Consider the following 26,102-nt stretch of genomic DNA (forward strand, 5'->3'; position numbering starts at 1 on the left):
CAAACCCCTCTCCGCGTCGGAGAGGGGCTTAAATATCCTTGAGTCTAATTCAGAATTTAAAACCTCTGTGTTGCTGGCACTACAGAGGTATACGTCAAATATTTGCTGTTGGATCTATAGTTGGGAAAATTAGTTATGGCATTAGCCAAGTCGGTTAAGACATCGATAAGACAGAACCCTATAACAGTCCCAGACTTCCAGTCTGAGCTATTTATTCTCTAAACTATAGGACTTACGCAAAAACCCTCTCGAATCCTCTTAACTTCGTGTCCTACCCTGCGGGAAGCCGCTACCGCGTCTATGCGCCCTTTGTGGTTCGTTTTTTCATGATTCTGCGTAAGTCCTGAACTAAAAAAATTTAAGGGGTGATTTGGTAATCACCCCCATATTCCCCTCATATTAGAATTTACTTTCAGCACCCTTGTTGTGAATCTACTTTTACTTTGAAATATTAACTAAACTTTCCACTTGAGCATTAGCTAAAGTTGGCGCAGTAAAAATTTGAGAGTAAAGGCTTGCTGGTTGTTGACGAGCTACAACAGGTAGAACTTGACGAGCGTGAGTTGCAATTTCTACTGTTTTCACATCATAAGTCTGCGTTACTAGTTTGGGATACAAACCAATACCGATGATGGGAAGTAACAGAGAAGCAGTGATAAACAACTCACGAGGTTTAACATCAGGAACTACAGCATCTAGATGTAACTCTTCACTTTGCTTACCGTAGAACACTTGACGCAGCATAGACAGCAAGTAGATTGGTGTCAAAATCACACCGACTGCGGACAGAAGTACAACTACAATCTTGAAGCTGGAACTGTAAACATCACTGGTAGCAATACCGAGAAACACCATCAATTCGCCGACGAAACCACTCATTCCGGGCAAAGCCAGAGAAGCCATTGCACCAGCAGTATACAAAGCGAAGGTTCTCGGCATTACCTTACCAATGCCACCCATTTTATCCATCATTAAGGTGTGGGTGCGTTCGTAAGTTACACCAGATAAGAAGAATAAACTAGCAGCAATCAAACCGTGGGAAACCATTTGTAACACGGCTCCACTGATACCCACTTCTGTGTAGGAAGCTAAACCAATCAGCACAAACCCCATGTGGGCAATTGAAGAGTAAGCCAAGCGGCGTTTGAGGTTGGTTTGAGCAAAGGCGCAGCAAGCACCGTAAACAATATTGACTACACCTAAGATTGCTAAAACTGGAGCAAAGTAAACATGAGCGTTAGGTAACATTTCGATGTTGAAGCGAATTAAGGCATAACCACCCATCTTCAACAACACACCAGCCAAAATCATGGAACCAGGTGCGGATGCTTCACCATGAGCATCGGGTAGCCAGGTGTGTAAGGGGAAGATAGGCAACTTCACACCAAAGGCAATTAATAAAGCAGCGTAAACTAATAATTCAAAAGCTTTAGGATATTGTTTCATTCCCAGAGATGCGATGTCAAAGGTGAAGTTGTCACCAGAGAAAGCCATCGCAAAACCGGCTACAAGAATAAATATGGAAGCAGCAGCAGTATAGAGAATAAATTTGGTAGCAGCGTAACGGCGTTTAGCACCACCCCAAATTGAAATCAGCAGGTATACAGGAACTAGCTCGATTTCCCACATCAGGAAGAACAAGAGCAAGTCTTGGGCAAGAAACACACCCAACTGGGCGCTGTACATCACCAACATCAACCCATAAAACAATCGCGGCTTGTTGGTTACTTTCCAAGCCGCGAAGATTGCTAGGGTATTGATTAAGCCTGTTAACAAGATGAGGGGCATCGATAAGCCATCAACTGCTAAAGACCAATTTAAACCGATTTGGGGAACCCAGGAGTATTTTTCGACGAATTGGTAAGTTGAACTTTGGAAGTCGTAGCTACTCCAAAAGGCATAAATCATTAAGGCAAAGTCCGCGATCGCTACACCTAAACCATACCAACGGACTGTTTTTCCTTCTTTGTCTGGAATTATGGGGATGGCTAGGGCAGCCACCAAGGGCAAGGCAATTATGGCAGTTAGCCAGGGAAAATCCATAGCATTCATCACTTCTGACAATCGTTTTTTGTTTTCGCTTTTAATTACATTATATTAAGGAATCGTTACTTTTGTAAACGTTATTTATCTCTAGAAACATTAAATTTTGGTTTTTGCTGAGAATATATACTCATCACTTCTCCTATTCTGCCCATAATCAGGAATAAATACTCATCCAATTAGATGGCAAGTCCATTCTAGATATAAAGTTTTGTAACGTCAACAAAAACGGTGGCTTATACCACCGTTACATTTATTCATAAATTATATGTCTCAAGGGAAAGTTTACCCTAAAGATGTTGGGTTGTGCGCTAAACAATACGGTTGACAATCGTCCAAACTTCCCCATCAGAACGAACATAAGGAACGGAGATTGTCTTGAATCCGGTAATGAAAGGTTTGTAGTAAACCTGCCAATATAAAGGACTGAGATAATCAGCAGTGGCTTTTAACTGACGGATTTCGTCGGCTAATTCTGCTGCTAGTTCGTTAACGCGATCGGCGTGAACCTGTGCCACTTTTTTCGCTTCTTCTAGTTGTTGCTCGATGGTAAGTTGTTTGGATTCAACTTGCCAACGTGCAAATTGGGCTTGTTTTTTTTGTAGCTGGGTTGTCAAAGCAGCGATCGCATCATCGATACCTTTGAGTTCCACTGATAACTGGGGATTTTCTCTGGCTTGACGACGGTACGCCTCAACAATTGCCGAAGGTGAATGATCATCGCCAGATATCCCATTATTTTGATTAAGTGCAGCCCGTTCTTGCTGAAGAACTTGAATTTCCGATTTGAGTGCTGCTATCTCGACTTGAATCTGCTCCATAGTTAAAAGTGGGGAGTAGGGAGTAGGGAGTGGGGAGTGGGGAAAATTTTTCATCTTCCTCCTGGCTGCTTCATAAAATTGTTGCGCCTTGGGTGTCTAAAGCAAGCGATCGCACTTCGGCATCAATACCTGCGTCTTTCCAAGCAGAAGCCATTGCCAATTCTACAGCTTGAGAATGTGCCGCATCCGCCAAAGCCAACAATGTCGGACCTGCGCCACTAATCACCATACCGAATGCACCAGCCGCCACCGCCGCCGCATTTACCGCATCGTAACCAGGAATCAAAGCTTTACGGTAAGGCTGATGCAACTTATCTTGTAAAGCAGCCCTTAACCATTCTCCTTTGCCAGTTTCCAAACCGCGTAACAATAATCCTAAATGGGCAGTATTGAAAATTGCATCTGCACGACTAAATTCAGTAGGTAAAACCCGCCGCGCTTCTGAGGTGGAGAGTTCAAAATTGGGAATCGCCACAACTGGGACAATCTTTTCATCCCAAGGTACATCACAAATTTCCCAACCAGTTTCACTAGTAGCCGCCAGACGACATCCGCCGATTAATGCTGGAACTACATTATCAGGATGTCCTTCCATTGCGATCGCCAACTCCATCACCTGCACCTGAGACAAAGGCTCACCCGCCAGTTGATTCGCCGCCACCAAACCACCAACAATTGCCGTCGCTGAACTACCCAAACCCCGCGCTAGAGGTACACCTAAACCAATCTCAATTTTCACAGGCGGTGGAGTCTGATCTATATATTGATATAACTTCAAAAACGCCTGATAAAGTAAATTACTCTCATCAGTTTGCACTCGTTCGGCTTCTGCACCTGTGACATGAATAGTTAAACCACCTTCATCTAGGCGTGTAAACTTAAACTGGTTACACAGCGTCAAAGCTGCACCGATGCAATCAAAACCCGGCCCCAAATTCGCAGTTGTAGCGGGGACATTAACCGTAACAGAAGAAATAACAGACATCTGCAAATAACTCACCTAACCAATCAACCAGCATCCCATGTAACTGGTTGATTTGTTCATTAAAGACACTAGTGATATGTGTGCTGACTCAGATATATTCTTGACACTAAGCTTATTTGGCCTAAACTTAAGCGGAAAACTGGTAAATTTTTATGTTTTTCTATTTGACTAATCTTAAGTCTATTTCCTTGTTGTATTCTCGGTAAGCAATGACTTTGCAATGTACTCTTTGTCCAACTGGTGGCCATAGGAAAGTTTCTTTCGGTAAACCAAGCGAATCATGATCGGCTCGCGTAACAATATCTATAATTCCGCTAAGTTTATAACTGTTTTGGTCTTGATCACCTAAACTTACAAAAATACCATAGGGTTTAACACTTATGACTTCACCATAAAATTTATGTCCAATAGGAAAGCTATCCTTAAGCTTTTCCCACTGAATTTCAATATCATTATCATTCATATAATTGCTAGAAGTTCTCGCAGGGTGCGATCGCATTAAAAATGCAACTACAGTTTAATGGTTAAGATTACTAGATGTATAAAATTATTCTTAGACCTTCTTTGTCTATTTCCTCTTTCAAGCTTCTTCTTGCGTGTGTAAACTTTGTACTTTCAAAACAAGTTTTTCCTCAATTACTTCAACCGCGCTTAGTTTACTCAGAACCAAGCCCATACTTTCTTGCCATTCAAGTGTTTTATCTAATCTAAAAATACAATCAAGCAGTTTAGATTGAACAAGAGGTTTTGGAATAGGTATGTGCTGTTCCTGATCAACAGGTTTATAATTTTTCTGAATTACTAATTTCGATTCTAACAACGCACCATCATCTGTGATAAAGATAATTTTGGATTTAGAGCTTTCGTAGCAATCTGAATTAAAGGGCATAAAATTTGCTGCGTTCTCATAAATTTCATTCCCTTTAATTTCATAATATTCAGGCATGGATAGAGCGTTACTTCCAGATTTATTAGGTGTAACGCCCTTCGTACGTAAGCAGTTGATGTCATTTTCTGCCAATTTTAATTCGGCATCTTGACCATCCTCTACAGCTTTGACAAAAGATTCCACACGTTTTCTAACTACACGATATTCTTCATAGTTAGTTACATAAACTGGAAAATCAGCCAACGTTTGTGGAATATTTTGACCTTCCACAATATTTTGAAATGTTTTTCTAAACTTCTGAAGATTGTAAAATAACCAAACGATACCTAGAACAAAAACAATAACTAATACATAATCTAATAAAGGATATTTATGAGATAAAAAGACCAAAATTACAGCTATGTAAAGAGGGCTGAAGCTTACTAAAATCTGTATAGCTCTACGCATTTTTTGCTAATTATTCTTATTACAAAAATAATGATGACTCACTTTCTCAAATTTATTATTCCCAGTTAAAGTGCAAACTAATAGGTTCGCCCACCAAATTTCGCCCCTATACATTACCAATCCTCTTGAGACAGCGACATAAATTGCATCTTTGCCAACACTGGATCTAGTTCAGCAGATTCTTGAGAATAAACTTGGTTTAGCTGGTTCAGAATTTGATTCCGGTTGTGCTTTTGCAGATACGCTTGCAATGCTTTTGTATAAAGTTCACTGTGCGATATTCCTAAGTGTTTAGCCAGAGCTTCTGCTTCTTCAAAAACTGAATCTGGTAGCGAAATAGCAGTTTTCATAGGGGTTTTGACTGTAATCGCCGATATTTCTAGTTTTACCTTAGTTATACCAAGCTTGCAATATGCCTCAAGCCACTGAAACATCCCTCTGTTTAACTATTTTTGAAAAACTGCTTGTAAATGAGTTCTCAAATTTTCTAGATTTTCCCAGCGAGACATGAGTTTTTCGCCAGTTAGTAATTTTGCTTTCGTATCGAACAAACCCCAATTCGCTTGCATTACTTCTTTATCAACGGGAATATTACTAGGGTTATTGAAATCAGCTACCCAATGAACCTTCACCCATCTAAAAATACCCCACTGATCTGATTCGTTCCATTGGAGTTTATCTTCGCTTCCTTCATTAACCAGTTCAACTATATGCGTCAAGTATCGCTCTTGATCGAATGGGTTCTGGGACAGGATGATTAATGCGCCTTTCGGTAAGTGTAAGGCATGGTTTTCTACTCCTACACCCTGTTTAAAGTTTAAGTGGTAGTATCCGCTAACTTTGTAGTACTCATAAGCCCATTTTTTCCCATCATCACTTATATTCTTAATGTATTCCAGACGAGAAAAATCCATTATTTTGCCTACCAAAGATTTGCAATCACCACTGTAACTTTATTTACTATCAACGTCAATTTTTATACTCTAAAATACTAATTAATCTTTCTCGGTGTTGCGTATTAATTTACCTAAGAGTCGCAAGTAAGCATTTTAAGCAATGGCAAATCCTGTATATTGCCTAACATCAGGCTCATGAAATCCTAAAACAATATCTTCTTTAGGGATACCAGCTTGCACAAGTTCGTTTGCAATACCATCTTCGGTATTATCGCACTGAATCCAAACTTTACCGTTAATAATTTCAATATGAATTAAACAACTGTGGAGGTGTTGTTTATCGTTCCAACCTTCAGAAATAATCAAATACTCGTCATTTTCTGAATCAAATGCTGCTCGATTACGAATATCAGCATTGGCGTAAGAAATGTTCAGATATGATTTGAGTATGTTACGGATTATATTTTGGTAAGTTTCTAGTCTATCCATGTGGTAATTGCCTCCACTTGTGAGTCGAATACAATCAGTTTTACGGTATTGTCTTCCAATAAAATTTTGCCAATTTCTTCTGCAAAAATTTTGTTAAATACTGTGTCACGAATAGCTAAATAAAGAATTCTCTCTGATTCAAGACGTTGCAAAATTTTTTCATACAAAATGTATTGACCGAGAGCATTTTTGAGGTCTTCTACTTCCGACATACCAACAAAACTTTTTATCTCTACAGCTATCTTTTTTCCCTGTTTTTCTGCTGCCAAAAGTTTTTCTGCTGCTAAGTCAATAAAAATATCTTTCTTGCCAATTTTCAGGCTAAGTGGGTCATGAGTAATCTGCCACCCATCTTTAATAAGGGCGTTTTTTACACAATCATGATAAATGTCTTTGGCTGGCATTACGTAATTGATTTTTACCTTCCAATTGAGTGGCTACTTCTAATCCTCGCATAACTTTCTCTATGACATACAAATGGTATTGAATATCTTCAATTGAGCAATCATCTGGTATTTGCTGCAAAAGAGATTGAACTTTATCTTTTGTGGTACTCATAGACTGAATATTTAATATTAGTTTTTCGGCTGGGTAATACCCAGCCTAGTTTGTACTAGAAGTTATCGAAATTAGCGATCGCATCTTTCAATTTCTGCACCACTTCATCTACAGAAATTGCGCCTAATTCCCCAGAAGCACGGGTACGGATGCTTAAGGAGTTGGTTTCAACTTCTTTTGCACCTACCACTGCCATTACTGGTATTTTATCTTTTTCGGCGTTGCGGATTAATTTACCCAAGCGATCGCCACTGGTGTCAACTTCGGCACGGATACCCAAGGTCAGCATTTTCGCTACTACAGATTTCGCAAACTCTAGCTGTGCATCACTGACAGATAGCAATCGGATTTGCACAGGTGCTAACCACAAGGGGAAATCACCTGCATACTCTTCAATTAATATCCCAATCAGTCGTTCTAAGGAACCGAACGGTGCGCGGTGAATCATCACCGGACGTTTGCGCGAACCATCTTCAGCAACGTACTCTAAATCAAAGCGTTCTGGTAAGTTATAGTCAACTTGCACAGTCCCTAATTGCCATTCTCTTTCCAACGCATCTTTAAAGATAAAGTCAAGCTTCGGCCCATAAAATGCAGCTTCCCCAATACCTTCAAAATGTTCCATTCCTAGCTGTTGAACAGCGCGGCGAATTGCACCTTCGGCTTTATCCCAAACCTCATCGCCACCAATATATTTATCACTAGCAGGGTCACGGAAACTCAATCTGGCTTTAAAGTTCTTCAGTTGTAGTTTATTGAACACCGATAAAATCAAATCCACCACGTTCAGGAATTCGCTATCGAGTTGTTCTGGGGTGACAAACAAGTGTGAGTCATCCACAGTAAAACCGCGCACTCTGGTTAAACCGCCTAATTCCCCTGACTGTTCATAGCGGTAGACCGTGCCAAACTCAGCCAAGCGCATCGGTAGTTCCCGATAAGAGCGTAATTCACTCTTATATATTTGGATGTGGAAGGGACAGTTCATTGGCTTCATGACAAAGCCTTGCTCAAGTGCTGCGGCGGCTTCATCCTCAGCCATTAAGGGAAACATATCTTCTTTATACTTTTGCCAGTGACCGGAAGTTTTAAATAAATCCACCCTCGCAATGTGGGGAGTCACCACAGGTAAATATCCACGCTTGAGTTGTTCTTGCTTGAGGAAGTCTTCTAAGATACTCCGCAATAAAGTGCCTTTGGGAGTCCATAAAGGTAAACCCGGCCCCACTAAGTCGGAGAAGATAAATAAACCCAATTCTTTACCGAGTTTGCGATGGTCACGGCGCTGTGCTTCTTCTTTGCGGCGCTTGTATTCAGCTAGTTGTTCGGGAGTTTCCCAAGCAGTACCGTAAATGCGCTGTAGTTGCGCTTTGGTTTCATCCCCACGCCAATATGCACCCGCAACGCTTTCTAAATCAATGGCTTTGGGGTTTAATTCTTGAGTATTTTCAACGTGAGGCCCGGCGCACAAATCCCACCATTGATCACCCAAGTGATAAATAGTAATCGGTTCTTTTAAATCTGCCAGAATTTCTAATTTATAAGGCTCGTTGATTGCCTGAATGCGGCGTTCGGCTTCTTCCCGGCTGACTTCTTCTCTAATTACTGGCAATTTGCGATTAATAATCTTCGCCATCTCTTTTTGGATGGCTTTGAGGTCTTTGTCAGTAAATGGCTCTGGACTGTCAAAATCGTAATAAAATCCATTTTCAATCCAGGGGCCGATTGTAACTTGCGCCTTGGGAAACAGCTTCTGCACTGCCATTGCCATCACATGAGAAGTTGTGTGGCGAATCTTTTTTAAAGTCTCTGATTCGCTGGTACGGGGTAAAGAAATTTTTTCTGGTTGTTCTGCTTGATGCAGATTTTGATTAGGCGACATTGGCTGCTGAACCATTGGCGAAGTAATTGCAAAAAGTAATTTATTAGTTAAAATGCTGAAAAGCTTACCCAAATATAACATAGGGTTATATTTCAGCTTGACGGACTTTTAGCTGTCCTGGATGCACTCTAGCATTGTATGAAGTATGAAGTGTAAAGTCTGAAGTATGAAACTTAATCTTAGCTTGCCGACTGTGTTTTCTTCTGTCTACAGTCTTTAGCCTGAATTTTCTTAGGTTAAATTACTGTGTTCTTGATGAAGATTTGCTTTTCGTAATCATTATGACAGATTTTTTTTACTATCTTTCTGAGGACATAGCATATAATAATGTTAAGTTTTGTAAAAAACGTTAATATTAATAAGAAAAATAGAAGTATCCTTCATAGCTATGCAAGACTCAAATTTACCAGGGACTGAGTTGCTGAAAACGGTCTTAGAGCCTTTGTTAGAAGACTTTGACTATTGGTTTGGGCGATCGCGCCACCTTTTAGAAACTGAGCAACTCTCATTTATGAGTCATCAAGAACAATCTAACCTGCTGTTACGAGTCAAGCAAGCACAAACAGAACTAAACACAGCAAAAATGCTATTTGCAGCCACTGATAAACAAGTCGGATTGGATATGACAACCTTAGCGCCTTGGCATCAATTGGTTACAGAATGTTGGAATGTAGGGATGCGCTTTCATCAAGAAAAAGAAAAGTCATAGCTCTAGCTGGAGTTAGTGACACATCACACACTTCGCATAGATACTATAAAATACTTAATAAATTTTTTATTAACAAATAATGTATCCTATGCTACCGTTAATTGAATAAGCCTTGACAAATTTTTCATATTAATCATATAAGCGCATCAAAAGTGCGTTAAAAATCTACACTCGCTGCGAGTCCCAACCTCAGCGAAGTTTTTCAGTATAAGGTTTTTAAACTTGCTGCCCTGGAGGAAACCCGCATTATGTTGCACCTACTTTATATTCTTGCTTTTACGATTTTGGCTTGTATTGCAGTGGCGAACTTAATTCGCAACTTAGTTATGTTTAGTTTTATTGACAGAGAGCGAAATTATCAAGCCAAACCTTCAGCAAATCGAAATTATCGTTCAGGGAGACAATCAGTACCCCATCCAGAATTATTAGATAGCAATGGCAACATCATTAAAGAACCATTATTAGTTATGCGTTCCATTAATGTTGAAGATGCTAGACAACAACTAGATGCAATTTATGAAGCTTCTCCAGGACAAAAGAGTGAAAATCATGAAAAGTAGGGAGTAGGGAGTGGGGAGTGGGGAGTGGGGAGTCTCACAAGTGTAGGTTTTTAACAGAGTGATGAGTAGCGACTCTAAAAATCACGATTTAATCAGAGTTCCACCCCCCTCACACCCTTATACCCCTACACCCTAAATCAAGGTTTTTGGGGCAGAACGTAAAAAACCTACACCTGTCAGGAGTGGGGAGTAGGGGCTAGATATTTATATCTAAAGCCACACAAAAGTCTGAAATTTGAACTTCTAACCCCTAGCCTCTAGCCCCTAGTACAGATTGGCGTAAATAAACAGACCATAAGAAATTGCTAAAAGACTTGTGGTATGAATATTCTTTCTTTTTCCTTTTGCCCTTCGGGTTCACCATTTGACGACAGTTGCCTCAAGTCGGGAGACCCGCCCACGGCACTGTCTCCTTTATGCCGGGAAACCCGTCCACCGCAATGGCTCACCTTTTTACTTTTGCCTTGTTGTACTAGCCTCCAGCCTCATTGATACTTCATATTGTTTGATTAAGCTTCGATAACTACGCGGAGATTACCGCGTTTTTTTGCTACGCGGCAGGCAGTAGTATTACCAGAACGCTCAAACTCCAAATCAAGAATTGTTGTACCAACTCGTAAATTGTGAAATGACAGTTGATTAATCGACTCTGGTAAAGCGGGGTCGATTATTCGTAGGCAGTTATTTTGCGCGTCTGGGACTAAATTGACAATCATTTGTAGCATTTGAAACACGCTACCTGTAGCCCAAGCTTGTGGTGTACAAGCCACAGGATATTGTACAGGGGCGTTATCACCATTGCGTTCGTAGCCGCAAAACAGTTCTGGAGGACGTTGATAAGGCTGGTGATTAGTCATGTCGAGTATACCTTGAAAAAGTTCCAAGGCTTGATCGATTAAACCGAGCGATCGCAAACCCGTTGCAATTAAAGAGTTATCATGAGGCCACACTGAACCAGTGTGATAACCCATTGGATTGTATGCTGGCGATAAACTGCTTAAAGTCCGAATCCCCCAACCATTAAACATATCGGGGGCGCGTAACCTTTCCGCCACACTATAGGCTTTTTCTGGGGTAAAGATGCCCAACTGTAAACAATGACCAGGGTTAGATGTCACACTATCTACCTGTTTACCTTCGCCATCCAAAGCTAAAGCACAAAAATCTTGGTCTTCTATCCAAAAGTCTTGATTAAACCGCAACTTCAAATTTTTGGCTTCTTCTTGCCAACGGTCTGCTAAATCTAACCGCTTCTTCATTCGGGCAATTTCAGCCAAACGGATTTTAGCGGAATAAACATAAGCTTGGACTTCACACAAAGCAATAGTCCCGTTAGCCAAATCTCCTTTACGGTCAACAATACAGTCGCCAGAGTCTTTCCAACCTTGATTAGCTAAACCGCGTTTTGATTTGCGATAGTAACTCAAATAGCCAGTTGCTTGCAAGTTGCGGTCAATCCATTCCATTGCGGCTAAAGCATTTGGCCAAAGCTGTTCTAAGGTTTCGTGGTCATTAGTCCAAATGTAGTATTCACCATACAGCATCAACCACAAAGGCGTAGCATCAACTGTACCGTAATAAGGTGTGTGGGGAATTTCTTGACAACGCGCCATTTCACCCAAGCGTAACTCGTGCAGAATTTTACCTGGTTCTTCTTCGCGCCATTCGTCCTCGGTTTTACCTTGGTAAGCGGCTAATAGTTGCAAAGTTTCTTTGGCGATTTGCGAGTTTAAGATTAAGGTTTGGGAAGCCGTAATAATCGAATCTCGGCCGAACAACGCCGAAAACCAAGGTACGCCCGCAGAAACTGTCTTGTACTTGCCGAAGGACTGGCGTAACAAGTACATATCTTGTTCAGCGCGGTTAATGATGTGATTGAGTGTACTTTTATCGGAACTAATGCGGGTAATTTGTTGTACCCAATTTTGTTCTTCCATCATTTCTGCGGCTTTAGCTTGTCCTAGAGTAAAAGCAGCACTGACGGTAGAACTGGAAGTATTGTTAGTGAACAAATTAATCCGATAGCCAATTTTTTGAGTTTCATGAGAGGCTAACTCTAAACGCCAAACGGCTGTGTAACCTTTAAAGTGATCTGGTAGGTAATGCTGGAAATGAATACGCGATTCCATGATTAAGCCATCCAGACCTTGATAAGCTAAGGTTAAGAATTCGGCTTTCTGGGCTTCTGGGTGAGGTGATACAGGTACAGCACCATCACCATTAAATTGGGCTGCGTCTTCGTGTATTGGTTCTACTAGACGTAGAAGTTTACCTCGTTGGGGTCGTTCATAACCCCGCACTTCAAACAAATCAACAAAATCAGCATCAAAGCTGATGCTGAGTTCAAAGCTGACAGTAGTGGTGCTGTAGTTAGATATTTCGATTTCTTCAAATAGTGCGCCATTGAGGACGATTTCGCGGCGGATGCCTATACTATCAGCTTTGAGGCGATCGTCAATTCTGGGATTAGTACACAAAATCGAAAGAGAAAATCCCTTTTCTGCTGTGCTGCTTAGGAGTGTAGGCGATCGCCCTTCAATTTGCAATTCTAAACGGTTGAGAAATCGCGTATCACAACAAAACAATCCCATACTGGGGTTGCCATCATTCAGAGAACAGCCTGAAATGTTCCCTATTGTATCTGTAACTAAGAATAAATCATCATCTTTTACCGTCAGCGTGGGTTGTGGTCGTTCACTTACCACACAAGGCCACTCTGACATAGGTAATTGTTCTGCGGGGATAAAAGTCTTGCCGTCCAATGAAATTTTATCTTGGGTGATTAGCAAATCCGGTGTCATCAGCCAATGTTCCGTGTATAAGTCTATGTTTTCGTAGTCGGAGTAACTTTGAGCAGTTCAACAGCAGTAAAATCCAAGCAAAAAATTCTGTTCAGAACTGTGAAAAATAAGTTCTGAGAAACTTATGGGAGAAAATTTACATAACAAATCTTTATAAATTTATATTGTCTGGGGTGAAAGTCAAGGCTGATATTACAGGATTTTCACAGATATTAAATCAACCCTGGTATATACTCCCACCTGACTTGCTTTATCTTGTATTTTGGGACTAAAGCTCCACAATCAAAGCAAAATCCAGAATTCCACGTTCATCAGGCTGCAAAAAGATGCAAAGCTATCGAAAAACCAGTAAATTGGAGATTTATGGGGCTGATTGCAGAAGGCAGTCCCGATGAAACTTGTTTCATAGCCAAGCATGAAAGTGGGACTAGCATTTTTACTCAGCACTCAGCACTTTCAAGCCTAGATTTCCCACACCCCCCAAACTTCCCACACTCCCCACACTCCCCACACCCCCTACCCATACCTGAGAAATTCGGGTCAAGTCAGGAGGTACTCTAGCAACGTCGGAGAAGTCAAAAGTATTCTTCATTTTTGCCTTTTGACTTACCGCTAGGCGGTTGAGGTAAGAGGCAGTACCGAGGGGCAGTTAACAGAGAAGTCAATTCAGACTTCAGATTTGATCAACTTTTGGTTAACGAAAGGGCAGTTCTGACCGAAAATGTATATTGAGCGTAGTAGCTTAGGACTTAAATCATCCCAATGGGCAAAATCTAGATCAACAAACACAATTTCTATCCAGACCATAGCATCTTGAGAGAATGGCAATACCACGTCTATGCCTGACTAAACAAAGATGCTGACGGAATTGATCTCCGTTATTGGGTTTGAACTTGACTAGAGACTGGGATATTTGTCAAGAAACCTCTAGGCACTTCCTCCTTGTGCAGTCAAGCAAAATAACTTGCCATCTGATGACTAAAAGCTGAACAATGTACCAAAAGCCTGTTTTGACTTTTAGCAACCTAGATTGGCAGTTAATTGCTGATACTGCCTTTTGCAGGTGCTGTTTAGGATTCTTTACATAATCTAACGGTCTATCTAGTTTGAGAGTTGATTGTAATTTGTACAATGCAGCTGTGACGTGGATTTTTTCTGTGAAAGTGGCTCCTTAAATAATATTCATGAGCATTTCGACTTCTGTGCTGAGTGATCTGCTACAGTCCATTCCTTACCTGCGACCCCAGCTATATTTCAAAGCTTCACTAACCGCCCTCTCCCATGCGATGGAAGATCAGGTTTTGGCGGCGACTTTAGACAGACCTTTGGTAATTGCCAGCTTTCAACGCGAGCGATTTTATCGCCAAGAAGCTCATCGCTATCAAAGGCTGGCGCAGCGCAGTAATCAAATATACGTTTTAGCTGCTCCAGAAACGGACTTTGCCAATAGCTCGGAATACTATGAGAAAGTAGCCTTTGAACCAGATGATGCTTTAACGCAAGAGTGGCACTTAGTAGTGGTTGCTGATAATTATGCTACTTGCTTAGTGTGTCGAGAAAGCTTGGGTTCTATTACCAAAAATCAGCAAGTGCCAGAGTTTAGTACTGGTTTGGATATAGACACAGCCCGCAGGTTTGAGGGTATATGGACATCAGAGCGAGGAGTTAGCCTGAAAGCGGCACAATTGCTATTGGACAGGATTTTAATTTATCGCCCAGACTTGGCAAATAAAATCAAGGAAGCCCGCCAAAGGTTTGGCATTGGGGAACCAAGAATTTACTCTCAAATCGGACAACCCGAATTTGCTTGTGATATCGATACAGATCCTTTTGTGCAGCGATTGGTAACTTATTTGCAAGCTAGTCAGTATAAATTACACAAAGCTTATCGCTCAATTATTGCCCAAGCCCGTAAAGAACGTTTAATTAATTCTATTAGTACGGCAATTAGGCGATCGCTTGACCCCCATGAAGTCTTGCAAATCGCCGCCCAAGAGTTAGGACAACACTTAGGGACAAGTCGTTGTTTAATTTACCGCGCTCAAGCCACACAAGCCCAAGCCACAATTGAACATGAATTTTTGACGACTGGCGTTTTATCGGTGTGTGGGCAAACTTGGGATTTAGATAACAATGCTTTGTTTCAGGAAGTTGTACAGCTAGGGGAAGGTGTTTGTGTAGCTGATACACATAATGATTTGCGAATCAGCAGTTCTAGAAATCTGTCCTTAATTGCCAAAAAATACAGTATTCGTTCCTGGTTAATGGAACCAGTATTATCTCAGGGAAGACTGCTGGGGATTGTGGAACTACACTATTGCAGTGTACCGCCCCACCAGTGGCAAGCCGGAGAACTTGACTTGGTAAAAGCGATCGCCACCCAAATCGGGGCCGCTTTAATTCAAGCCGAAGCCTACGCCAACCTCGAAGAACTCAACCAACAACTAGAAGCCCTCGATCGCACCCGCAGCAACTTGATAGCCATTACCGGTCACGAACTGCGTACCCCCTTATCTACCATTCAAGTTTGCTTAGAAAGCCTCGCCAGCGAACCAGATATGCCTTTGGAATTACAGCAGGTAATGTTAAATACAGCCCTAGCCGATTCCGAACGGATGCGGAAACTCGTCCAGGATTTTCTCACCCTGTCTAACCTAGAAAGCGGCCGCGTAGAATGGCATCCCGAATCACTCACCTTACAAGAATGTGTGGATTTAGCCCTGAGTCGCACTCGCACCCGCCCTTCAATGGAAAATCCGCCCCAAATCACAACCCAAATCACAGAAAATTTACCTTTAGTTAAAGCCGATGGCGATTGGTTAGTGGAAGTCTTGGCAAAACTCATCGACAACGCCTGCAAATTTACGCCCTCTGACGGGGAAATTTCCATTCAAGCCTCTCAAAACGGCAATCAGATGGTAGAAGTCACCGTGGCTGATACCGGACGGGGTATTGAGCCAAATCGCTTGGAGGTGGTATTTGACCGCTTTTATCAGGAAGAAGGGGCGCTACGGCGTACCGCAGGCGGCACAGGTTTGGGTTTAGCAATTTGTCGGCAAATTGTCAATGGTTGGGGCGGAGAAATTTGGGCAGAGTCGCAAGGGAAAGACCAAGGTAGTCAGTTTCATTTCACCATTCCCATTGTTCTGGGTAGCCAGGAAGAAAAGCGAGCAAGGGTGAGGAGTAAATAACGGGATGTGTGACTTCTCCAAACCTAATAGGACTTACGCAAAAAAACGAAAAAATAAGTTTTAATAAAGGGTGCAGGGGTATGAGGGTGTAAGCAATACGGTTCGGTTAACAAATGTATCTGTTGAGGTGAGCAGGGGGGCGGAGGAGCTTCAGGTGCAGGGGAGAGCGTACCTTCGTTCCCCCTTTCACCCCTGCACCCTTGCTTGCCTACACAAGTAAGTTTCTTATCCGAACCGAACCGTATTGAGGGTGTAAGAAGTATTCAAAACCCTTACACCCCCACACCCAATCCCCACAGACAATTGTGGTGCGTAAGTCCTACCTAAGTCCTAACTATCTTGCCAACTGAAATTCATCAAACTTGATCACTTCTGAATCTGGTTTGCGCGTATCAAAAAGATAGCTACTTACTTTACCTGTGCTGGTATCAAAGATACTAAAAACAGTAATGTTATTACTAGCTATATAAGGTATTGGTTGACCATTTTCACCTAATATTGGTGCGATGTTTGGTACCACAGGTTCTAAACCATTGGGGTCGCCGAGGTCAACATATTTTTCTTGATAGTTGGTGGGAACTTCTCGTTTTCTTTCGCCCCAAGCAGCACCATAGGTATTACCCACATTTGAGGTTTCTAAAAAGTGCATTCCCCCAGAACTAATAAAGCGATTCCATAAATGAGAATGTCCATAAAAGACTAATTGCACATTAGCTGCTTCCAGTAAAGGGACAACATCACGGATAATATAGTCAGCGTTTTTGGGATATTCGTAACGCACAGAGGTAATTTTGTTTTGCTGATTGCGATCGCTGATTTGTATTGGGTCGGTGTACGCTGGAACTATATTATCGCCCAAGGTATGGGGCGGGTGATGGAACATCACAACTTTGTATTTTGCTTGTTGAAATTCTGGGCTGTTGAGTTCTGCTGCTAACCAATTGTATTGTGTACTACCTTTGGCGATTGGCTCATAAATGATCTGCCCATAACCCCAATTTTCTTGGTTATTTAAATCTTTTTCTGCTTCTCGATATCTACCTGTAGATTTTCCGTCTAATTTGGGTGTGCGCCACATATTTGTGATGTATAAAACTATTAAACGCACATCACCAAAACTAACTGCATAATATTTTTTTCCACCTGATTTACTTTCAGGTAAGCTCAAAATTTCTTCGTAGGTAATTGTATTAAAAGAATGATCAATTAGAGATTTGCCACTATATAATTTTTGGGCAACCGCGCGGGGAAAGGTATCATCAAATTCATCATTTAAACTGTTTTTCCTACCAAAACGCCCCATGACTTCATGATTACCAATGCAACTATACATGGGTGCGTGTTGGATAATTTGCCCGCCTGTGTAAGTGACTTTCACGCCATTATGCTGCATTTCGTATTGAGCATGACCTTGTAAGCCAGGAAATAAAGCATTACCCCGATTATCATCAAACCATTCCGAGGCGCGATCGCTCACATTAATTAAATCACCAGCAAACCACACTGCATCGACTCTTCCCACTGTTTCTACGACTTTTTGTAGGTTGGCGGCGGTCATCGGCTTGAGTTGATGGTCGGAAGTTAACAGGATTTTGAGCGGTGTTCCCGGTTCTGGTTTGGCTGTCAGGGTAAAAACATCACTGCTAACAGTCGCGCCATCTTCTCTTATACTGCTAACTCGATAATTCACCCGCACTCCTGGCGTTAACCCTGTCACCTCCGCTTCATGTCGCCAAATATCCCGCATTGTTGGTTGTTGATAAACTTGTCCATCTTGGGTTTGCTTCCCAACTCTGGATTTTTGGTCTTCTCTGGTGCGACTGAGTTTAGTCGTTGTGGCTTTGGCAGTTTGCTGCAAATTTTCCCCATAAGCAACTGTATGCTGATTCCCGGCAAACTCAGTAAACCATACTACTCTGACTGAGTTTGCCGTTGGTAGCTGCAAAAATGGATCTGTCAACAATTGAGGCGCTACGGTCATAACGGTTTGCCCAAAGGAATGCACGCTTACCAAGGTAAAGCATAGGACAAACAAAAGTACAGGCTGGAAAAATTTCATGATTTGTCCTGGTGGGAAGGTTCTGCGACAAATGCAGGTGCGCGGTGATTCGCTTTGTGATTATAGATTTGGATGAGTTGGTGAATTCGCTCAATTTGATGTGATGTCAGCGAGTACAAACCAGCCTGATTAATTATCTGTTTTAATTCTGCTGCCCACTGACCATAATGAGAACCCCCGATAGTGCCTTGGGATGATTGAATATAATTCACTAAAACTTGGCGGTTGATTTGAAATTGACTACTGCCATATTTTTTCGTGCATTGGAGTAAAAATTCATAGTCGGCAAATACTCGATAGTCAGGATTCCATTTGAGGGTATCGTCATGATAGTGGGTGAATCCATTGCTATCAAAAATCTCTTGTTGTGTAATTAATTGATCAAGTGTACAGTTAGGGTCTTTGGGAGACAAAAAAACTTTACTGGTGCGGATGATTTTATCTTGACAAACCACATCTCGGCGACGCTGCTGCACTGCCATACTGTATTTCACAAAGTTATTTTCTCTAAAAAAATGCTTGGTAACAGCAACAAACTCTGGTTCTAAGCTATTGTCATCATCTAAGTATGTAATTAAATTGCCTGTAGCTAGATTTAGTCCGGTATTACGTGCGTAGCAGAGTCCAAAGCCAACAGATGAATGTTCTATTTCTTGATAAACAATAGTAAACGGCACTTGCAACGCCGCAATAATTTCTCTAGTTTCTTGGTTGCCGCCATCGTTAATTACTACCCACTCAAAATCATGGTCAGTTTGGTTAATTAAACTCTTCAGTGCATCTGTATAGAGTTTTTGCGGTCTATTGTATGTAGCAGTAATAATTGATATTTTCATTTTTGACCCCAATTCCTACTGACTTTTGACGGCTGCGGTTTATTTAGATCACAAGAAAAAGTTAAATTTCTATTAAAATATGTCAATTATGAGCAGATGTAGCAAACTCTACTAAATTTTGTGAGGAAAACCGTTAACTTGATGAGAGCCGTAAATGTAATTCAGGCTACCTTCACATGCGACTAGAACAGTTGCAAGCTTTTTTGGCGATCGCAGACAGTGGCAGCTTCCAACAAGCAGCCCGACAATGTGGTGTCACTCAATCAACTATTAGCCGCCAAATTCAAGCTTTAGAGGCTGATTTGGGTGTGGAACTGTTTCACCGCAACACTCATGCTAAATTAACTTTGGGCGGGGAACGTTTATTGCCGCGTGTCCGCAAGATTTGTCAGGAGTGGCAAGTTGCTACCCAAGAATTAGTAGATTTAATGGCGGGTAAGCAACCAGAGTTGTGCATTGCTTCGATTCATTCTCTTTGTGCTTCTTACTTACCGCCAGTATTACAAAAGTTCTGCCGAGATTATCCCGAAGTGCAGTTGCGGGTAACATCTTTGGGGAGCGATCGCGCCCTGAAGGTTCTCAAAGATGGTTTAGTAGATTTAGCGATCGTCATGAATAATCGCTTTTTAACCACCGGCAGGGAAATGGTGGTGGAAGTTTTATACGAAGAACCAATCGAAGTCCTCATCGCCGCTAATCATCCTCTCGCCCAATATGAACGCATTCCTTGGTCAGAATTGGTGCGTTATCCCCAAGTGGTATTTAAAGATGGCTATGGAATGCAACGGTTAGTCCAAGATAAATTTGAGCGTTTAGAAGCCACACTCCATGCGGCTTTAGAAGTCAATACTTTAGATGCGTTTCGGGGTGTGGTGCGTCAAGGTGAATTAATTGCCTTACTTCCGACTTCGGCGTTAGTCGAATCGCGTCACGACTCAACTTTAGCCGTGCGTCCTTTAGCCAATAATCCCTTAGATAATTCTGGGTTGACTCGCCGCGTCGTTATGGTCACAACCCAAGACCGCCTGCAAATTCCCCCGATTAAACATTTTTGGGAATTGGTGTTAGAAAATATTCCGCCGCAATCAAAAGAACAGCGATCGGCTTCCTGAAGTATGATTAGTCAACAGTCCATAGTCAATGGTCAACCAATTTTAGATTTTGGATTTTAGATTTTAGATTGTCTGCACCCATAAAGGGAGCGACCAATTTGAGACTTTGGATTTTAGATTCAATTCCACTATCCAAAATTTAAAATCTAAACTTTGGAGGGTCAATTTCTGTACCAATGACCAATGACCAATGACAAATGACCAGTGACCAAATATGAGCAATATCTTCAGGGAACTACTCAAAAAGGTAGGCAGTGGCAATCACACAGGCGAAAATTTAACTCGTGCGGAAGCTGCGATCGCTACTAAAATGATTTTGTTGGGAGAAGCCACACCAGCCCAAATCGGCGCATTCTTAATTGCCCATCGCATCAAACGACCAACGGGCGAAGAGTTGGCAGGAATGTTAGATACATACAATGAACTAGGGCCAAAACTCCAGCCGATCAACGCTACATCGCCTGTGATGGTGTTGGGAATACCTTATGATGGCAGAACTCGGACTGCACCCATTAGCAACGTTACAGCTTTAATTCTCGCGGCGGCTGGACAACCTGTGGTGATGCACGGTGGCGATCGCTTACCCACCAAATATGGTTTACCTTTAATCGAAGTTTGGCAAGGTTTAGGCGTTGATTGGACTGCTTTATCTTTACCTCAAACCCAGCAAGTCTTTGCACAAACCAAAATTGGCTTTATCTACACACCTCGTCATTTCCCCTTAACTAACAGTATTTGGGAATACCGCGACCAACTAGGTAAACGTCCACCTTTTGCCACAATGGAATTAATTTGGTGTCCTTATGCGGGTGATACTCACCTAATTGCCGGGTTTGTTCATCCCCCCACCGAAGGAATGTTTCAATCTGCATTAGAATTAAGAGAAGTAAGAAAATATACTTTAGTTAAAGGCTTAGAAGGAAGTGGTGACTTACCACGCGATCGCACCGCAATTATCGCTTTATCTCCATCGCCAGATTTAGCCAGGTTATTTCTCTCACCCCATGATTACGGGTTTACCACCAAAAACGTCCCTTTAGGCACCACTGAAGAATTAATCACCCAAATTCAAGAGGTTCTAGCAGGCAAACCAGGGGAATTATTACAAACAGCTTTATGGAATGGGGGATTTTATCTCTGGCGCAGTGGTATGTGTTCAGATATGGCATCAGGTATCGCCACAGCCAAAGAATTATTAACTAATGGTGTAGTCGCGGCTAAATTGCAAGAGTTGAGGCAAATAGTTAATTCAACTTCCCAGAATGCCTTGCAGCATATTTAATTACTTTTACAATCCAAATATTATGATGTCTTGTTTACAGCAAGCGATCGCTTGTCCTGTTGTCCAATAAATTTCTCCAACCCTTACCCAGCATAGTGTTTCGCTTCTTCACTGCCGATGAATTGCAGCAAATTGCGATCGCCGCAGGTTTTCATCCAGACTGTGTACAGGTGGAAACTCGCGGAGTATACGGCACGCTCAAATGTATCAAGTAAATTATTCACCAATAGATAACACCAGACCTTCACAGGCTAGTAAACCTTGGGCAAAAGTTGCTTTTACATCAGTTTGCACTTGATCGAGAAAGTCATCCTCATCATCGGGATGGTGATGGGAAATCACTAATTTCTTCACTGCTGCATTTTGGGCTACTTCTACAGCCGCTTGCCAGTGTACATCCGTCGATTCGTGGCTATTGGCTGTTGGTGGAACGTAAGTAGCATTTGCAATTAGCAAATCTACACCTTTTACCAGTTGTAAAATCTGCTCTTGATCAACAGGATCAGCATTTTTGGTTAAATCGGTAACGTAGGCAACACTTTTATTCTGCCAGGAAACTCGGTAGCCAACAGAACGCTGTGTTTGATTAATCAAGGCTGTGGTAACTGTGACATCATCTAGCTGCACATCATTACCGGGAATCACATTATGGAAATGCAATTCCGACTGCATTACCTGGAGTGGATAAGGAAAGTGCGGCTGTAACATCTGATCACAAAGGCACTGTTTAATGGAAGCACTGTTAGAAGCAGCCGAACCATAAATATGAAAGCGGTTTTCTGGGACAAATGCTGGTGCAAAAAACGGAAACCCTTGAATGCGATTTGATTGAGAATTGGTAAAAAATAAATGTGCTTCTATCGGTTGTTGCAGTTGTCGCAAAGATTTACCGAGAATACGTAGACCAGTTCCACCATCAAAAATCAAGCGTTTACCTGCTACTTGTATTTCTATACAAGCAGTATTTCCGCCATAACGATCGGCGTTACTAGCTGGGGTGGCGATTAAACCTCTGACACCCCAAAATTGCACAAAAAATTCACCCACGGAACTACTAGCGGTTGTAGTTGCGGTTTCAGTTACGGAACTTTGGAAATCCGACGGCGCAAGATTTGACATTTTTCTGACAATTTAGACCTTACTGAGCAGGTCATCGTAGTGCCGCACTTCTAATAGTCGGTTTTTTTCGTCCACAATGACTACCGTAGGAGAGTAATTTTTTAACTCTTCCAAAGAGAACTGCCCGTAAGCCATTATAATCAAGCGATCGCCCACAATGCCTAGACGTGCCGCCGCCCCATTTAGCTCAATAATTCCCGAATTGGCTGGAGCCTTGATTGTGTATGTAATAAAACGTTCACCATTGGCAACATTGACGACTTGCACTTGCTCGTAGGGTAAAATACCAGCCTTGTCTAACAACATTTCATCGATGCTGATACTACCTACGTAGTTAATATTCGCCCCAGTCAGGGTGCAATTGTGTATTTTTGCCAAAAGAACTGTACGCTGCATTATTTTTGAGGTTTTTTGATTGCCTGACTCTAGTATCACAAAAGCATCCAGCCGTTGTAAAATGACGGGGTTTTAAACTCAATTTTTCTAGGACTTACGCAACTGGCATATTTTTCTGTAGGGTGTGTGACGCAACGAGAAGATTTGAACATAGTCATCAGATTTTCAGATTTATAGCGTCACGCACCAACCACCAATTGTGACACTTACGTGAGTCCTGTTTTCTTTAAAGCTCTAAGCTCTCTTGTGCCGAATGCCAAAACCTAGCAATACTGATTCGTTGTTTATCTTCTTCTACACGATAAATAATTCGGTAAGGCTTAAGAATCAGCTGACGGATATGAGAATCATTAAATTCCGGTACTTTTTGACCTCGGAGAGGAAACTGGCTTAACTCTTTGGTTTTTTCCAAGAGTTGCTGACCCAATTTTCTTGCAGCTTCAGGATTACTTAAGGCAATGTACCTAACAATAGCTTCCAAATCTCCTATAGCTTTTGGAGAGAGAACTACTTGGTAGTCCATGCTGCAATCATTTGCTCAACAGCCTCAATCGACACTCCTTGACCTTGGTCAATTTCTGCTAAACCCTCTCTGACAGCAGCAATAAACTCAATTTCCCGCACTATATCACGAAGAGAGACGTGAGGAGGTAATCTTTTCACAAGTTCCAGAACTGTTTCTCTATCACTCATAGCAGTTTATTTTTTGATTCCGAGATCAAAATGATTTTAGCTCAAATGTGAAGATTGCTGAGGAGCCAGTACTCAGTGCTGAGTGCTGAGTATTGTTGCCCATTATGTAGCACTAACATCTAGATGCTGTAGGCGTTTGCTCAACTCTCAGCACTCAAAGATTATTTAGCAGCTTGGATGCACTTTTCTACCAAAGCTGCAACTGTACCAACATCTTGCCAACCGAGAATTTCAGTTACTTTCTTTTCCAAGTTTTTATAACTGCGGAAAAATTCAGCAATCTCATCTAAACGGTGCGGTGCTACGTCATTGAGAGATTTGACATGGGTATAGCGTGGGTCTTTGTCTGGTACACAAAGAATTTTTTCATCGCGATCGCCACCATCAATCATCTCTAACATACCTATTGGGCGTGCAGCAATGATACAACCAGGAAAAGTTGGCTCATCGATGATCACCATCCCATCTAGAGGGTCGCCATCATCAGCCAAAGTATTCGGCACAAAACCATAGTCGTAGGGATATCTTACCGAAGAATAAAGCACTCGGTCTAGGGCAAAAGCTTCCAGTTCTTTGTCATACTCGTATTTATTCTTGCTTCCACCTGGGATTTCAATCAGAACGTTCAGAATACCCGGTTTTGGTTGAGCAGGAATACGGGATAAGTCCACAACAACACTCCTTGGCTAACAGTAAATTGGGGATGCACTCTGTTTAGTTCCCCGTGTAGAATTTTATGGCCAAGATGCACTTCTGCCCAAAGTATTTTCTCACACAACCAGAATCTGACAAAGTTCCACACCCAAATCATCCTGAATTTTGAGTGAAGTTGCTGCTACTACCTAAAAATTCTGGTTTTAAGAATAAAGAGAAAGTTCTCAATTTTGAGTACTTAATTATGATTTTGTAGTAATGATTCTGCCATCCGAGGGATGTGTCAATACTTAAAGAATGGCTAATCTAAAACTAACATTTAATCAATAAATATATAGAATTATGCCATCTGCAAAACCATTGTACGGCACAGAGCTAGTAGATTGTGCCAGAGCAAATGCCAAGCAAGGAATTGAAACTGCTGCTTATCAATGTGGCTATGGCGACGATCTCAATACGTTTGCCCAAGAACTCCGACAAGCTTGTGAACAAATGAATTTACAAGTCAAAGAATTGAGTGAATTAATTACAGATCAAGATATGATTCTCGAAATAGGTACTGGTGAAATTATTGCCCCAGATACAGCCTCAGAATTATAAACACAGCATCCTTGGAGATGTACCTGACATATAGTGCGATCGCTCTTCACCACTGTTGTTAAATCTTATACCATTTCCCAAAGTTGCTAATACAAATCACTTCCATCACCCCTCTGCTTCCGATCACCGAGCGTTCGCGCAGCGTCTCCGACAGGAGAAGTCGAGGTGCTACTCCCTTGCGATTTTGATATGATTTATGGTGCGATCGCCTTCTACCACAATTAAATCTTACGCTGCTTAATAGGTTGGGCAGGATTCCCGGCATAAATTGTCATCGCTTCTAAAGAACGTCCTGTAACTCCACCCAAAGTCAACACCGCACCCTTCCCAACAGTGACTCCAGGGCCAATTACTGATTTTGCAGCAATCCAACTACTTTCTTGAATGTGAATTGGCGCAGTCATTAATTTAAAATCGGGATGACTCCAGTCATGGTTCCCAGTGCATAGATACACCCCTTGAGATATACATACATGACTTTCAATTGTCACATTTGCTAGATTATCAATCCAAGCATCTTCTCCAATCCACACATGATCACCTACAGTTAATCGCCAGGGAAACTTCACCCGCGCTCCTGGTTTAATCCGCACATTCTGACCAATTTGCGCTCCAAAACTTCTGAGTAACCACACTTTTAACCCTGAAGCAGTAAACCACCGATTCTGCACTAACGCAGAACCCAGGAAATACCACAACACTTGTTTCCATAAAGGTGCGCCAGGAGTATAAGTACCAAGAGTGTAATTATCTAACCGCATATATCAAGCTAATAATATAGTAACCTATTTTAGTGAGTGTCCGAAAAATTCAGTTCTCGCTTGTCAAAAAATCAACTAGGAAATTTAAAATACAGTAATAAAGCTATAGAAAATGTTGGAAACGTAAGTTTTAAAGTAAGTAAATAGATATTACTACAGAACAAATATTTTTCATAAGACATATTTCTATATATTGTTGCATCAAAAACAAGTTCTAAGCAGTTATCACAAAACTATATGAGAGAGTAGTGGAAAGCTGTCAGCTAAACTAGCTGAACTTTACAAAAACATATATCTTAGTCTATGCAAAGGATATGAC

28 protein-coding genes are annotated in these 26,102 nt (G+C 41.6%); 7 read left to right on the forward strand and 21 right to left on the reverse strand.

The features are described from left to right. Positions 1–438 precede the first annotated feature (438 nt). The 11 genes from H6G77_RS26555 to thrS all read right to left on the reverse strand — a co-directional run bounded on the left by H6G77_RS26555 (position 439) and on the right by thrS (position 9,025). Positions 439–2,052 carry an NAD(P)H-quinone oxidoreductase subunit 4 gene (locus tag H6G77_RS26555; protein ID WP_190588134.1) on the reverse strand — a complete coding sequence of 538 codons (1,614 nt, stop codon included), beginning with the start codon at positions 2,050–2,052 and terminating at the stop codon, positions 439–441. 302 nt (positions 2,053–2,354) lie between these two features. Further along, positions 2,355–2,864 (reverse strand): hypothetical protein, encoded by a 510-nt coding sequence (locus H6G77_RS26560; protein ID WP_190873148.1) that lies wholly within the window; start codon positions 2,862–2,864, stop codon positions 2,355–2,357. A gap of 70 nt (positions 2,865–2,934) precedes the next feature. Further along, positions 2,935–3,849, reverse strand: coding sequence for a homoserine kinase (thrB, locus tag H6G77_RS26565; RefSeq protein WP_190873149.1), 915 nt, complete (start codon positions 3,847–3,849; stop codon positions 2,935–2,937). A 160-nt stretch (positions 3,850–4,009) separates the two neighbouring features. Further along, positions 4,010–4,312, reverse strand: a complete 303-nt coding sequence (locus H6G77_RS26570; RefSeq protein ID WP_190588137.1) for a hypothetical protein — start codon at positions 4,310–4,312, stop codon at positions 4,010–4,012. A gap of 117 nt (positions 4,313–4,429) precedes the next feature. Further along, a complete protein-coding gene (locus H6G77_RS26575; RefSeq protein ID WP_190873150.1) occupies positions 4,430–5,185 on the reverse strand; it encodes a hypothetical protein in 756 nt (251 codons plus the stop codon). 113 nt (positions 5,186–5,298) lie between these two features. After that, positions 5,299–5,535 carry a hypothetical protein gene (locus H6G77_RS26580; RefSeq protein WP_190873151.1) on the reverse strand — a complete coding sequence of 79 codons (237 nt, stop codon included), beginning with the start codon at positions 5,533–5,535 and terminating at the stop codon, positions 5,299–5,301. Positions 5,536–5,631: 96 nt separating this feature from the next. Continuing rightward, positions 5,632–6,099, reverse strand: a complete 468-nt coding sequence (locus H6G77_RS26585) for a hypothetical protein (RefSeq protein ID WP_190873152.1) — start codon at positions 6,097–6,099, stop codon at positions 5,632–5,634. 135 nt (positions 6,100–6,234) lie between these two features. Further along, a complete protein-coding gene (locus H6G77_RS26590) occupies positions 6,235–6,570 on the reverse strand; it encodes a XisI protein (protein ID WP_190668371.1) in 336 nt (111 codons plus the stop codon). Beyond that, entirely contained in the window at positions 6,558–6,974 is a 417-nt protein-coding gene (locus tag H6G77_RS26595; protein ID WP_190873153.1) for a XisH family protein, read from the reverse strand. Before H6G77_RS26595 ends, H6G77_RS26590 begins: the two co-directional genes overlap by 13 nt. Beyond that, positions 6,949–7,128 carry a hypothetical protein gene (locus H6G77_RS26600; protein WP_190668377.1) on the reverse strand — a complete coding sequence of 60 codons (180 nt, stop codon included), beginning with the start codon at positions 7,126–7,128 and terminating at the stop codon, positions 6,949–6,951. The genes H6G77_RS26595 and H6G77_RS26600 overlap by 26 nt, the downstream gene beginning before the upstream one ends. Positions 7,129–7,183: 55 nt before the next feature. Next, positions 7,184–9,025, reverse strand: coding sequence for a threonine--tRNA ligase (gene thrS / locus H6G77_RS26605; protein WP_190873154.1), 1,842 nt, complete (start codon positions 9,023–9,025; stop codon positions 7,184–7,186). 373 nt (positions 9,026–9,398) lie between these two features. On the opposite strand from thrS, the gene H6G77_RS26610 reads away from it, so the two are divergent. Both H6G77_RS26610 and H6G77_RS26615 read left to right on the forward strand, forming a co-directional pair. Next, complete coding sequence (locus H6G77_RS26610; RefSeq protein ID WP_190588145.1) at positions 9,399–9,719, forward strand: DUF2605 domain-containing protein; 321 nt, start codon at positions 9,399–9,401, stop codon at positions 9,717–9,719. A 248-nt stretch (positions 9,720–9,967) separates the two neighbouring features. Then, a complete protein-coding gene (locus H6G77_RS26615; protein WP_190873155.1) occupies positions 9,968–10,279 on the forward strand; it encodes a DUF2973 domain-containing protein in 312 nt (103 codons plus the stop codon). Between the two features lie 509 nt (positions 10,280–10,788). Here the strand turns inward: H6G77_RS26615 and H6G77_RS26620 are convergent. Both H6G77_RS26620 and H6G77_RS26625 read right to left on the reverse strand, forming a co-directional pair. After that, positions 10,789–13,080, reverse strand: a complete 2,292-nt coding sequence (locus H6G77_RS26620; RefSeq protein WP_190588147.1) for an amylo-alpha-1,6-glucosidase — start codon at positions 13,078–13,080, stop codon at positions 10,789–10,791. Positions 13,081–13,516: 436 nt separating this feature from the next. Beyond that, entirely contained in the window at positions 13,517–13,672 is a 156-nt protein-coding gene (locus H6G77_RS26625; RefSeq protein ID WP_190668391.1) for a hypothetical protein, read from the reverse strand. A gap of 592 nt (positions 13,673–14,264) precedes the next feature. Here H6G77_RS26625 and H6G77_RS26630 point away from each other — a divergent pair. After that, a complete protein-coding gene (locus H6G77_RS26630) occupies positions 14,265–16,271 on the forward strand; it encodes a DICT sensory domain-containing protein (RefSeq protein ID WP_190588149.1) in 2,007 nt (668 codons plus the stop codon). 334 nt (positions 16,272–16,605) lie between these two features. Here H6G77_RS26630 and H6G77_RS26635 read toward each other — a convergent pair whose 3' ends face one another. Both H6G77_RS26635 and H6G77_RS26640 read right to left on the reverse strand, forming a co-directional pair. Further along, positions 16,606–18,252 (reverse strand): fibronectin type III domain-containing protein, encoded by a 1,647-nt coding sequence (locus tag H6G77_RS26635; protein WP_242049312.1) that lies wholly within the window; start codon positions 18,250–18,252, stop codon positions 16,606–16,608. Positions 18,253–18,326: 74 nt separating this feature from the next. Continuing rightward, positions 18,327–19,166: a glycosyltransferase family 2 protein gene (locus H6G77_RS26640; protein WP_190873157.1), complete on the reverse strand. Its 840-nt coding sequence runs from the start codon at positions 19,164–19,166 to the stop codon at positions 18,327–18,329. A 176-nt stretch (positions 19,167–19,342) separates the two neighbouring features. Between H6G77_RS26640 and H6G77_RS26645 the strand changes: the two genes are divergently transcribed. The 3 genes from H6G77_RS26645 (at position 19,343) to H6G77_RS26655 (ending at position 21,775) form a co-directional block, all read left to right on the forward strand. Next, a complete protein-coding gene (locus H6G77_RS26645; RefSeq protein WP_190873158.1) occupies positions 19,343–20,278 on the forward strand; it encodes a LysR family transcriptional regulator in 936 nt (311 codons plus the stop codon). Between the two features lie 214 nt (positions 20,279–20,492). After that, positions 20,493–21,560: an anthranilate phosphoribosyltransferase family protein gene (locus H6G77_RS26650; protein WP_190588156.1), complete on the forward strand. Its 1,068-nt coding sequence runs from the start codon at positions 20,493–20,495 to the stop codon at positions 21,558–21,560. 59 nt (positions 21,561–21,619) lie between these two features. Next, entirely contained in the window at positions 21,620–21,775 is a 156-nt protein-coding gene (locus tag H6G77_RS26655) for a hypothetical protein (protein ID WP_190588157.1), read from the forward strand. A 1-nt stretch (position 21,776) separates the two neighbouring features. On the opposite strand, the gene H6G77_RS26660 is transcribed toward H6G77_RS26655, so the two are convergent. From H6G77_RS26660 to H6G77_RS26680, 5 genes are all read right to left on the reverse strand, one after another. Beyond that, positions 21,777–22,679: an MBL fold metallo-hydrolase gene (locus tag H6G77_RS26660; RefSeq protein ID WP_190588158.1), complete on the reverse strand. Its 903-nt coding sequence runs from the start codon at positions 22,677–22,679 to the stop codon at positions 21,777–21,779. Between the two features lie 12 nt (positions 22,680–22,691). Next, positions 22,692–23,075, reverse strand: a complete 384-nt coding sequence (panD, locus tag H6G77_RS26665; RefSeq protein ID WP_190588159.1) for an aspartate 1-decarboxylase — start codon at positions 23,073–23,075, stop codon at positions 22,692–22,694. Between the two features lie 226 nt (positions 23,076–23,301). Further along, positions 23,302–23,598: a type II toxin-antitoxin system RelE/ParE family toxin gene (locus H6G77_RS26670; protein ID WP_190873159.1), complete on the reverse strand. Its 297-nt coding sequence runs from the start codon at positions 23,596–23,598 to the stop codon at positions 23,302–23,304. Continuing rightward, a complete protein-coding gene (locus H6G77_RS26675) occupies positions 23,583–23,768 on the reverse strand; it encodes a hypothetical protein (RefSeq protein ID WP_190588161.1) in 186 nt (61 codons plus the stop codon). Before H6G77_RS26675 ends, H6G77_RS26670 begins: the two co-directional genes overlap by 16 nt. 161 nt (positions 23,769–23,929) lie before the next feature. Next, the gene (locus tag H6G77_RS26680) at positions 23,930–24,439 is read right to left on the reverse strand and encodes an inorganic diphosphatase (protein WP_190588162.1); all 510 of its coding nucleotides are present in this window, start codon (positions 24,437–24,439) and stop codon (positions 23,930–23,932) included. 325 nt (positions 24,440–24,764) lie between these two features. Here H6G77_RS26680 and H6G77_RS26685 point away from each other — a divergent pair, with 325 nt between their 5' ends. Then, complete coding sequence (locus H6G77_RS26685) at positions 24,765–25,022, forward strand: hypothetical protein (RefSeq protein WP_190873160.1); 258 nt, start codon at positions 24,765–24,767, stop codon at positions 25,020–25,022. A 221-nt stretch (positions 25,023–25,243) separates the two neighbouring features. Here the strand turns inward: H6G77_RS26685 and H6G77_RS26690 are convergent, their stop codons facing one another. Then, on the reverse strand, positions 25,244–25,783 hold the full coding sequence (locus H6G77_RS26690; protein WP_190873161.1) for a WcaF family extracellular polysaccharide biosynthesis acetyltransferase: 540 nt from the start codon (positions 25,781–25,783) through the stop codon (positions 25,244–25,246). Positions 25,784–26,102 lie beyond the last annotated feature (319 nt).

This window comes from Aulosira sp. FACHB-615, from assembly GCF_014698045.1.
Lineage (GTDB): Bacteria > Cyanobacteriota > Cyanobacteriia > Cyanobacteriales > Nostocaceae > Nostoc_B.

Bases quoted from the DNA above. Each gene is read 5' to 3' on its own strand.
- H6G77_RS26670 (WP_190873159.1), bottom strand. From the start codon at position 23,598: ATGGACTACCAAGTAGTTCTCTCTCCAAAAGCTATAGGAGATTTGGAA.
- H6G77_RS26630 (WP_190588149.1), top strand. From the start codon at position 14,265: ATGAGCATTTCGACTTCTGTGCTGAGTGATCTGCTACAGTCCATTCCT.
- thrB (WP_190873149.1), bottom strand. From the start codon at position 3,849: ATGTCTGTTATTTCTTCTGTTACGGTTAATGTCCCCGCTACAACTGCG.
- H6G77_RS26590 (WP_190668371.1), bottom strand. From the start codon at position 6,570: ATGGATAGACTAGAAACTTACCAAAATATAATCCGTAACATACTCAAA.
- H6G77_RS26595 (WP_190873153.1), bottom strand. From the start codon at position 6,974: ATGCCAGCCAAAGACATTTATCATGATTGTGTAAAAAACGCCCTTATT.
- H6G77_RS26555 (WP_190588134.1), bottom strand. From the start codon at position 2,052: ATGAATGCTATGGATTTTCCCTGGCTAACTGCCATAATTGCCTTGCCC.
- H6G77_RS26575 (WP_190873150.1), bottom strand. From the start codon at position 5,185: ATGCGTAGAGCTATACAGATTTTAGTAAGCTTCAGCCCTCTTTACATA.
- H6G77_RS26580 (WP_190873151.1), bottom strand. From the start codon at position 5,535: ATGAAAACTGCTATTTCGCTACCAGATTCAGTTTTTGAAGAAGCAGAA.
- H6G77_RS26585 (WP_190873152.1), bottom strand. From the start codon at position 6,099: ATGGATTTTTCTCGTCTGGAATACATTAAGAATATAAGTGATGATGGG.
- H6G77_RS26570 (WP_190588137.1), bottom strand. From the start codon at position 4,312: ATGAATGATAATGATATTGAAATTCAGTGGGAAAAGCTTAAGGATAGC.
- H6G77_RS26560 (WP_190873148.1), bottom strand. From the start codon at position 2,864: ATGGAGCAGATTCAAGTCGAGATAGCAGCACTCAAATCGGAAATTCAA.
- H6G77_RS26610 (WP_190588145.1), top strand. From the start codon at position 9,399: ATGCAAGACTCAAATTTACCAGGGACTGAGTTGCTGAAAACGGTCTTA.
- H6G77_RS26620 (WP_190588147.1), bottom strand. From the start codon at position 13,080: ATGACACCGGATTTGCTAATCACCCAAGATAAAATTTCATTGGACGGC.
- H6G77_RS26660 (WP_190588158.1), bottom strand. From the start codon at position 22,679: ATGTCAAATCTTGCGCCGTCGGATTTCCAAAGTTCCGTAACTGAAACC.
- thrS (WP_190873154.1), bottom strand. From the start codon at position 9,025: ATGGTTCAGCAGCCAATGTCGCCTAATCAAAATCTGCATCAAGCAGAA.
- H6G77_RS26645 (WP_190873158.1), top strand. From the start codon at position 19,343: ATGCGACTAGAACAGTTGCAAGCTTTTTTGGCGATCGCAGACAGTGGC.
- H6G77_RS26650 (WP_190588156.1), top strand. From the start codon at position 20,493: ATGAGCAATATCTTCAGGGAACTACTCAAAAAGGTAGGCAGTGGCAAT.
- panD (WP_190588159.1), bottom strand. From the start codon at position 23,075: ATGCAGCGTACAGTTCTTTTGGCAAAAATACACAATTGCACCCTGACT.
- H6G77_RS26690 (WP_190873161.1), bottom strand. From the start codon at position 25,783: ATGCGGTTAGATAATTACACTCTTGGTACTTATACTCCTGGCGCACCT.
- H6G77_RS26600 (WP_190668377.1), bottom strand. From the start codon at position 7,128: ATGAGTACCACAAAAGATAAAGTTCAATCTCTTTTGCAGCAAATACCA.
- H6G77_RS26640 (WP_190873157.1), bottom strand. From the start codon at position 19,166: ATGAAAATATCAATTATTACTGCTACATACAATAGACCGCAAAAACTC.
- H6G77_RS26635 (WP_242049312.1), bottom strand. From the start codon at position 18,252: ATGACCGTAGCGCCTCAATTGTTGACAGATCCATTTTTGCAGCTACCA.
- H6G77_RS26615 (WP_190873155.1), top strand. From the start codon at position 9,968: ATGTTGCACCTACTTTATATTCTTGCTTTTACGATTTTGGCTTGTATT.
- H6G77_RS26675 (WP_190588161.1), bottom strand. From the start codon at position 23,768: ATGAGTGATAGAGAAACAGTTCTGGAACTTGTGAAAAGATTACCTCCT.
- H6G77_RS26685 (WP_190873160.1), top strand. From the start codon at position 24,765: ATGCCATCTGCAAAACCATTGTACGGCACAGAGCTAGTAGATTGTGCC.
- H6G77_RS26625 (WP_190668391.1), bottom strand. From the start codon at position 13,672: ATGAAGAATACTTTTGACTTCTCCGACGTTGCTAGAGTACCTCCTGAC.